At 47.3% G+C, this 1,030-nt stretch carries 1 protein-coding gene and 1 pseudogene (1 of these 2 only partly in view); both read left to right on the top strand.

Annotated features, from left to right (window positions below):
- Window positions 1-120: 120 nt before the first annotated feature.
- On the top strand, window positions 121-327 hold the full coding sequence (locus GTN70_04800; protein ID NIO16300.1) for a hypothetical protein: 207 nt from the start codon (window positions 121-123) through the stop codon (window positions 325-327).
- Window positions 324-1,030, top strand: a pseudogene (locus tag GTN70_04795) (anthranilate synthase component I) (it continues 727 nt past the right edge of the window). The gene GTN70_04800 and the pseudogene GTN70_04795 overlap by 4 nt, the downstream one beginning before the upstream one ends.

Here is a 1,030-nt window from a genome sequence, read left to right as displayed (position 1 = left end):
AAAGACCCGGAAAAGGCAGAAAAAAAATCGGTCTCAAAGGAAACCAGCAGTCAAAGAAAAAGGCGGAAGACGGCCGCTGTTACCCGACAATTGCTGTTTCTCCAGGTGGGAGTTTTTTCCGTGGAAAAAAATGCTGACAGAATGAAGAGGCGCCTCGAAAAATATGGATTGAAGGTAACGATTGAGACATACAAGCAAAGAAATGGCCAGGTCATGAGAAAGGTCCTCGTGGGGCCATACTCAACGGCTTCTGAGGTGACGAGGGAAAGGGAAAAAATAGAGAGGCTCACCGGGACAAAGCCCGTTCTCGTGAGGAGACAGGGATGAACCGATTTTATCCTTCGAAAGAGGAATTCATACACCGTGCAGATGATTTCAATCTCGTTCCTGTCTTTACGGAGATCGTGACGGACATGGAAACTCCCGTTTCTGCCTACAGGAAGTTTTCAAGAAACAAAAACGGCAACATATTTCTCCTCGAGAGTGTCGAAGGAGGCGAGAAATGGGGCAGATACAGCTTCATCGGATATTCTCCCATTGCCGTTATCAAAGCCTATGGTGGCGATGTTACCGTTCAGATGGGGGGGAGGGAAAAAAAGGTTTCCTCCAGGGATCCTTTGCTTGAACTGAAAACCCTCATGTCCGGGTTTGCCTACTTTCTTCCCGAAGGATTTCCCCGGTTGAGTTGCGGCGCCGTCGGGTATATAGGATACGACTACGTTCGCTTTCTCGAAAACCTGCCCGATAATGCGGTAGAAAAACATGCCTATCCGGATCTCTTCTTCACCATACCGTCGATCGTCGTGGTATTCGACAACCTTACGAAAACAACCAAAATCATCAAGAATGTGCACATATTGAACAGGGCAGATGCAGGAAAGTATTACGAAGATGCAATCCTGGAGATTTCCGACATCTTCAACTCTCTTTCAACGTCACCCGACCCGGTTGTTGAGGATGAAAAAATGGAAAAGAGAGGGGGTCTGGATCTCTCCCCGCTTTTGTCAGATAACGAGCTTTCAGATATCAT

It is taken from the genome of Deltaproteobacteria bacterium (assembly GCA_011773515.1).
In the GTDB taxonomy this organism is placed as follows: domain Bacteria; phylum Desulfobacterota; class Deferrimicrobia; order J040; family J040; genus WVXK01.
This window is presented reverse-complemented; position numbering and strand designations above follow the sequence as displayed.